Source organism: Sutterella sp., assembly GCF_052272535.1.
GTDB lineage: Bacteria > Pseudomonadota > Gammaproteobacteria > Burkholderiales > Burkholderiaceae_F > Sutterella.
This window is the reverse complement of sequence record NZ_DAVZJY010000159.1, coordinates 1-5,744: the sequence shown is the minus strand read 5'-3', so window position 1 is coordinate 5,744 and position 5,744 is coordinate 1. Positions and strand designations below refer to the sequence as shown.

Annotated in this window: 4 protein-coding genes and 1 pseudogene; 1 reads left to right on the top strand and 4 read right to left on the bottom strand. The window is 66.7% G+C overall.

Going from position 1 to position 5,744, the window contains the following annotated elements:
• From ACT6Y9_RS08175 to ACT6Y9_RS08160, 4 genes and pseudogenes are all read right to left on the bottom strand, one after another.
• A pseudogene (locus ACT6Y9_RS08175) lies at positions 1–1,053 on the bottom strand (DEAD/DEAH box helicase); the annotation flags it as partial.
• A gap of 159 nt (positions 1,054–1,212) precedes the next feature.
• On the bottom strand, positions 1,213–2,886 hold the full coding sequence (locus tag ACT6Y9_RS08170) for an ABC transporter permease (RefSeq protein WP_443744174.1): 1,674 nt from the start codon (positions 2,884–2,886) through the stop codon (positions 1,213–1,215).
• Positions 2,887–3,058: 172 nt separating this feature from the next.
• The gene (locus tag ACT6Y9_RS08165; protein WP_443744173.1) at positions 3,059–4,051 is read right to left on the bottom strand and encodes an extracellular solute-binding protein; all 993 of its coding nucleotides are present in this window, start codon (positions 4,049–4,051) and stop codon (positions 3,059–3,061) included.
• Positions 4,052–4,105: 54 nt separating this feature from the next.
• A complete protein-coding gene (locus tag ACT6Y9_RS08160; protein ID WP_443744172.1) occupies positions 4,106–5,083 on the bottom strand; it encodes an ABC transporter ATP-binding protein in 978 nt (325 codons plus the stop codon).
• A gap of 300 nt (positions 5,084–5,383) precedes the next feature.
• Here ACT6Y9_RS08160 and ACT6Y9_RS08155 point away from each other — a divergent pair.
• On the top strand, positions 5,384–5,744 hold a 361-nt coding region (locus tag ACT6Y9_RS08155; RefSeq protein WP_443744171.1), incomplete at its 3' end, for a hypothetical protein.

The window sequence follows — 5,744 nt, the reverse complement described above, 5'->3', positions numbered from 1 at the left end:
CGTGACGCCCGCGCGGAGCCCGAGCCCCGGGACGGGCTCGCGCAGCCGCACGTCGACCTCCTTCTCGATGAACTTCGTCCACTTCGGGTTCGCCGTCACCGCCGGGTTCTTTTCCTGACGGAGTTCGCGGCGCGCGAGGGCCGAGACGGATTCATTGGCCGCATGGGCGGCCGCGCGCACCACCGTCTGCAGGAATTCGCGCGCGTCGGGGTCTCCGAAGGCGCACCAGGAGCGCTTCGCCTCCACCGCGGAGAGGCCCGTCGCGGGGAGCGCGTCCACAAGGGTCGTGCCCAAGGGCGGGCAGAGGCCGGGCGACCAAAGCCGCAGGCGCTGCACCTCGCCCTCGAGGTCCATTTCGGGGAGTCCGAGCGGCCGGATGCCGGACGCCTCGTTCCCGATCACTTCCGTGAAGTCGGCGTATTCGAAGAGGCCCGAGAGCGGCTCGTCGAGCTGCCGCACGGGATCCGGGTGGTCATCAGGAGCCCGGGCGCCTTCGGGGGCGGCGCCTTCGGGAGCGGCCGATTCGCGGCCGCCGAGGAGCATCTTCTCGGCGCCCTTGGCGAAGTCGAGCCCGATGAAGCGGAACCAACGGCCGGGCTCCGTCTCAAGCTCTTCGATGAAGGCGGCGATGAGGAGCGCGCATTCGCTCGCCATCATGCCGGGGTCGAACTCCACCGCGCCCTTGGTGCGCAGAAACACGTCTTCGCCCGAGGCGCGCACGGCGTCGTTCAAGGCGGGCGGGAGATCCCCCGCGGCGAGGCAGGGCACGAGCCCGGGCGTCTTCGCGGCCTGTTCGAGGATCTTCGAGAGCGAGGGCGAGGCGGCCGGATAGAAGTGGAGCGCGAGCGTGTAGGGCTTCCCGCGGGAGTTGGTGAGCGAAAGCCGCACCGTGCGCGAGGTCGCGTCCCAGGTGAGGCGCTTCTGCTTGAGTCCGTGCAGACGCTCCTGCGCCGCGATCCGGATTCCCGGAGATGTGTATTGAGGAAAGTGCTCGGAGAAGGTCTCAAACCACTCCGCGCACTCCCAGCTGCTGCCGCTCGTGAAGCTCTGCATGTGCCGCTCCAGCTGAATGTCGCCGATGTGTCCGAGCCCTGAGGTCTGAGGGGTGCGCGGATACGGGGCGCACGTGGGATCAGGGCAAAGGCTTGATTTTACCTATGAAAGCTGTCCTTCGCCTTGGGTACATGTTTCAGCCGGGCTTTCGGAGGGCTCTTAGAAGGCGCCCGCGCCCTTGACGCGCGCGAGGAGCACGCGCAGCAGGTAGAGCATGAAGGCCGAGATCGCCACGCAGAGGAAGGCGGCGGCCATCGCAACCGAGGCCGAGCCCTGCTCGAACTCGTTCACGATGAAGGTGGAGATCACGAGGACGTCCGGGGGCGAAATGAGCGAGGCGGCGACGAGTTCGCGCAACACGATGATGAAGATCATGATGAAGCCCTGGATCACGCCCGCGGCGATGAGCGGGAGCGTGACGCGCCGGAAGACGAAGGCGGGCGACCCGCCCGCAACCCGGCCCGCCTCTTCGAGCGACGGGCTCATCTGCATCCAGGCCGAAGAGACGTACTGGATCGAGTAGGGCAGATAGAGGATCACGTAGACCAACACCATGAAGCCGATCGTGTTGTAGAGCGGCGCATAGGCGTAGATCCGGTTCCAGAAGAGCATGAGGCCGATCGCGAGGACGATGCTCGGGAGCATCTCTGGAATGAGCGCCGTCCCCTCGACGAAGCGCCCGACGCGGCCCGAGCGGCGCACGAGGAGGACCACCGCTGTGCCGAGCACGCTCGCGATCAAGCCCGCCGCGAGCGCGAGCCCGAGGGAGGTGGTGAAGGCCGACAAGCCTTCGACGTCCTCTGAGAAGAGCTCGACGTAGTGATTGACGGTGAAGTTACCCCAGGCGAGGCCGTAGCCGCGGATCTTGATGAGGCTCGTCGCGAGAACGGAGAACCAGGGAACGAGGATCGAGAGGAAGAGCACGAAGGCGATGTAGCCTCCGGCCGCCCGGCGCGCCCAGGTCGAGAGGCGCCACTTCGCAGCCCGCGAGCCCTTGGCGCCCACGAGCCGGAAGGAGCGGCTTGCCGTGATCGAGCTCTGCAGCATCCACATCACCATGCAGATCGTGATGAGGACGAGGGAGAGCGTGGCGGCCGACGCAAAGTCGACCGGTGCGGTGGTGGCGTAGGCGTGGATCTTCGTCGTGAAGACGTCGAACCCGATGCGCCGCCCCAGGGTCGAGGGCGTGCCGTATTCGGCGAGGGTCTTCACGAAGACGAGGAGCATCGCGATCGCATAGTTCCCGGTGACGAGCGGCAGGAGAATGCGCCGCATGCGCATGAGGAAGCCCGCCCCCGCGACGGCGCCCGCCTCCTCGAGGTTTCCCGGCACCCGCAGGAGCGCGTTCTTCATCATCGTCACCATGAAGGGGAGCGCATGCAGGCTCATCACGAAGACGAGCCCGCCGAGACTGAAGAAGGCGGAGGTATAGGGTGCGACGCCCGGGACCATCTGCTCGAGGAGCCCGCGCTTCTGCATGAAGAGGATCCATCCCATCGCGCCGATGTAGGGGGGCGTCATGAAGGGAATGAGGAGCGCGACGTCGAGCCACTTCGACTCCGCCCAGTGCGTGCGCGCGAGAAGGAGCGCGAGCGGCGTGGCGAAGACCGTCGTGACTAGGACCACGAGTCCCGCGAGCACGACGGAATTGACGACGGTCTCGAGGTTGTCGTCGGCGGCGAGCGCCTTGAGCGCGTGGTCGAGCGACCAGCCGCCCTCGCCCGAGAGCGCCGTCGTGAAGATGCCCGCGAGCGGGAGGAGGATGAAGAAAAGAAGGGCGGCGAGCGCAACGAGAGCGGAGAGCCGCGTGAGACGGGAGGCGCTCGACGGCATGGGGAGGAGGCTGCCGGCCTCGTCGCAGACGCACGTTGGCGTCCGCGGGAGGCCGGCTCAAGAAGGAAGTCGGAAGGTTGAAGGGAGCTGCGCGCCGGGACCCTCCGGCCTGGGCGGGCGGGAAGGTTGGGACGCGCCTCGAAACTCAAGTAAGGCCGGGAAGTTGCAGGGGTCAGCGGTTCCCCTTCGTCATCTGCATGAGCTTCGCGACCTCGGCGTCGGACGACTTCATCATCGCGTTCCAGTCGAGGTTAGAGAAGGTCTTGATCTCATCGAGCCCGAGGCGTCCCTCGGCCTTCACGTCGGTGCGGCCCGGGAGGAGATAAGCCTGGGCGACGAGATTCTGCGCCTTGTCGGAGAGGAGAAAGTCCACAAAGGCGCGCGCACCCTCGGGGTTCTTCGCGGATTTGAGGATCATCGCCGGGCGGGGGTTCACGACCGTGCCCGAAGCCGGGTAGTAGATGCCGATCGGTTCGCCCTTCTTGATCTGCGCGTAGGCGTTGTAGTCCACGCCCGCGACGAGAACCGCCTTGGCGCCGGTGAGGACGGATTCAAGCGCCGCCTTGTTGGCGCCCGCGACGGCGAGGCCCTGCTTCGCCATCCCCTCCCAGGCGCTCCAGTCGCCCTTCGTGGCGTAGAGGTACCCGGCGAGGAAGTCCTTGCACGAGCCCGACTTCTCCGGATCAGGAATCGCGACCTGGCCTTTGTACTTCGGGTCGGCGAGCTCCTTCCAGTCGGCGTTGAGCTCCGGGATCAGGGTCTTGTTCCAGATGACGCCCATCGCGGAGGCGGACGTGCCGAAGAGCGTGCGGTCGGCGTCGACGAAGTCGGCGCGCAACTTCTCGACGTTCTTCGCCTGCGGGTAGGCGGCGAGGATGCCGGACTTCTTGACGGCGAGGCCGTCGGACCAGGAGGCGAGGACCACCACGTCGGCGACCGGGTTCGCCTTCTCGGCTTCGAGGCGCGCGAGGATCTTGCCCGTCGTGCCTTCGAAGAGCTTCACCTTGATGCCGGTCTCCTTCTCGAATGCGGCGACGTACTTGGCGTTGAGGCCCTTGGGCGAAGGCATGTAGACCGTCACCGAATTCTCGGCGGCGGAGACGACGGCCGCACCGGAGAAGAGCACCGCGGCGGCGACGCCGGCGGCAAGCATGTTCTTGAGCATTTCTCGATGATCCTCCCTGAGGATGAAGATGAATGGGTTGGAGCCGGAGGCGGTTCAAGCGCCCACCTGCACGATGTCGGCGGGGTGGACGGCTACGCGCAGCGACGTTCCTACGGGAAGCGGCCGGCGGGCTTCAAGCCGCCAGCGGCGGCCCGCGGCGTTCGCTTCAACGAGCCAGCGGTTTCCGAGGTATTCGACCCGCTCGACTGAGGCGCGGAAGATTTCGCAGACGGGGTCGGGAGCGGGGGCGTCCCCGAGGAGCAGGCCGGCGGATTCGGGGCGGAAGAGGTGCGTCGCGTCGATGAAGTTCGACTTTCCGACGAAGTCGGCGGTGAAGCGGGTTGCCGGGTGCCGGTAGATCTCTTCGGGCGTCCCCGTCTGTTCGACGGCGCCCTTGTGCATTACGACGATCCGGTCGCTCATGCTCATCGCCTCCATCTGGTCGTGCGTGACGAAGATGGAGGTCATGCCGAGGCGCCGCGTGATCGCGGTGATCTCAAAGCGCATGGTTTCGCGCAGCAGGGCGTCGAGCGCCGAGAGCGGCTCGTCGAAGAGGATGATCTTCGGGCGCGGGACGATCGCGCGGGCGAATCCGACGCGCTGCTGCTGGCCGCCCGAGAGCTCGGAAACCCGCCGTTTGGCGAAGTCCGCGAGCCCAACGAGCGAGAGGGCTTCGGCGACGCGCGCCCTCAGGTCCGTGAGGTCGCCGCGCGCACGGAGCGCAAAGGCGACGTTCTCAAAGACGGAGAGGTGCGGCCAGAGCGCGAAGTCCTGAAAGACGAAGCCGATGCCGCGGTCTTCGGGCGGCAGGTTCACGCCCTGCGCGCCGCTCCAGACGGGCTTCCCGTCGAAGTGGATTTCACCCGCGTCGGGGGTTTCTAGCCCCGCGATCATCCTCAGCAGCGTCGTCTTCCCGCAGCCCGAAGGCCCGAGGAGCGTCGTGAACGCTCCCGTCGCGAATTCAAGATTGAGCGGCGGGATCACCGTGACGCCGCCAAACGACTTCGTCACGCCCGCAAGGGTGATGCTCATGATTGTCTGACCGCGCGGGTCCTCCTGCTCGGGGGGACGGGCGCCTAGGGTCCAAAGGCAGTGCGGCCGGAGGGATTCCGGCCTCGAACGGGATTCGAGTCTATGAACGCCCCGTCTCGGTCGCATGAACCTTTGATGACGATTTCGTGACGGCCTGCCGGTGCTGGGTGCAGCGCCGCAACGGCGTTCCGTCCGATCTTTGGGCAGGCTGCTTTTGTCCGAGTGCGTCACGCTATGACGCAAGAGAGGCGCATAATGGTGTCGTCTCTTCAAAAAAATAGGACGAAAGAAAAAATGAAGATGAAGAAGCACCTCCGCAGCTTCCGGCCCGCCGCCGACGACGAGCGCCTTCTGACGTGCGGCAGGCGTGAGGTCTCCCGCACGCTCGGCGCCGTGACCGACCGGTGGATCGCGAACCTCCTCGCGGGGTCGGACGCTTGGAGGCTCGTTGAGCTCCGAAACGACTACGGGCGGCGAAGCTGCCTTTCGGCCGGCAATCCGGCGTACCGCGCGTTGATGCGGGAAGTCGACGCCCTCGACCTCGCGCTCGAGTGGGCCGAAGACGTCGAGGACGCGCCTCTTGATGAGAACCTTGACGGGCGCGGAGGGGCCGCGGGCGCAAGGGCCCCTGAAGATCCCGCGCAGTCCGGCAGCCGGGCGG

Bases quoted from the DNA above. Each gene is read 5' to 3' on its own strand.
- ACT6Y9_RS08165 (WP_443744173.1), bottom strand. From the start codon at position 4,051: ATGCTCAAGAACATGCTTGCCGCCGGCGTCGCCGCCGCGGTGCTCTTC.
- ACT6Y9_RS08170 (WP_443744174.1), bottom strand. From the start codon at position 2,886: ATGCCGTCGAGCGCCTCCCGTCTCACGCGGCTCTCCGCTCTCGTTGCG.
- ACT6Y9_RS08160 (WP_443744172.1), bottom strand. From the start codon at position 5,083: ATGAGCATCACCCTTGCGGGCGTGACGAAGTCGTTTGGCGGCGTCACG.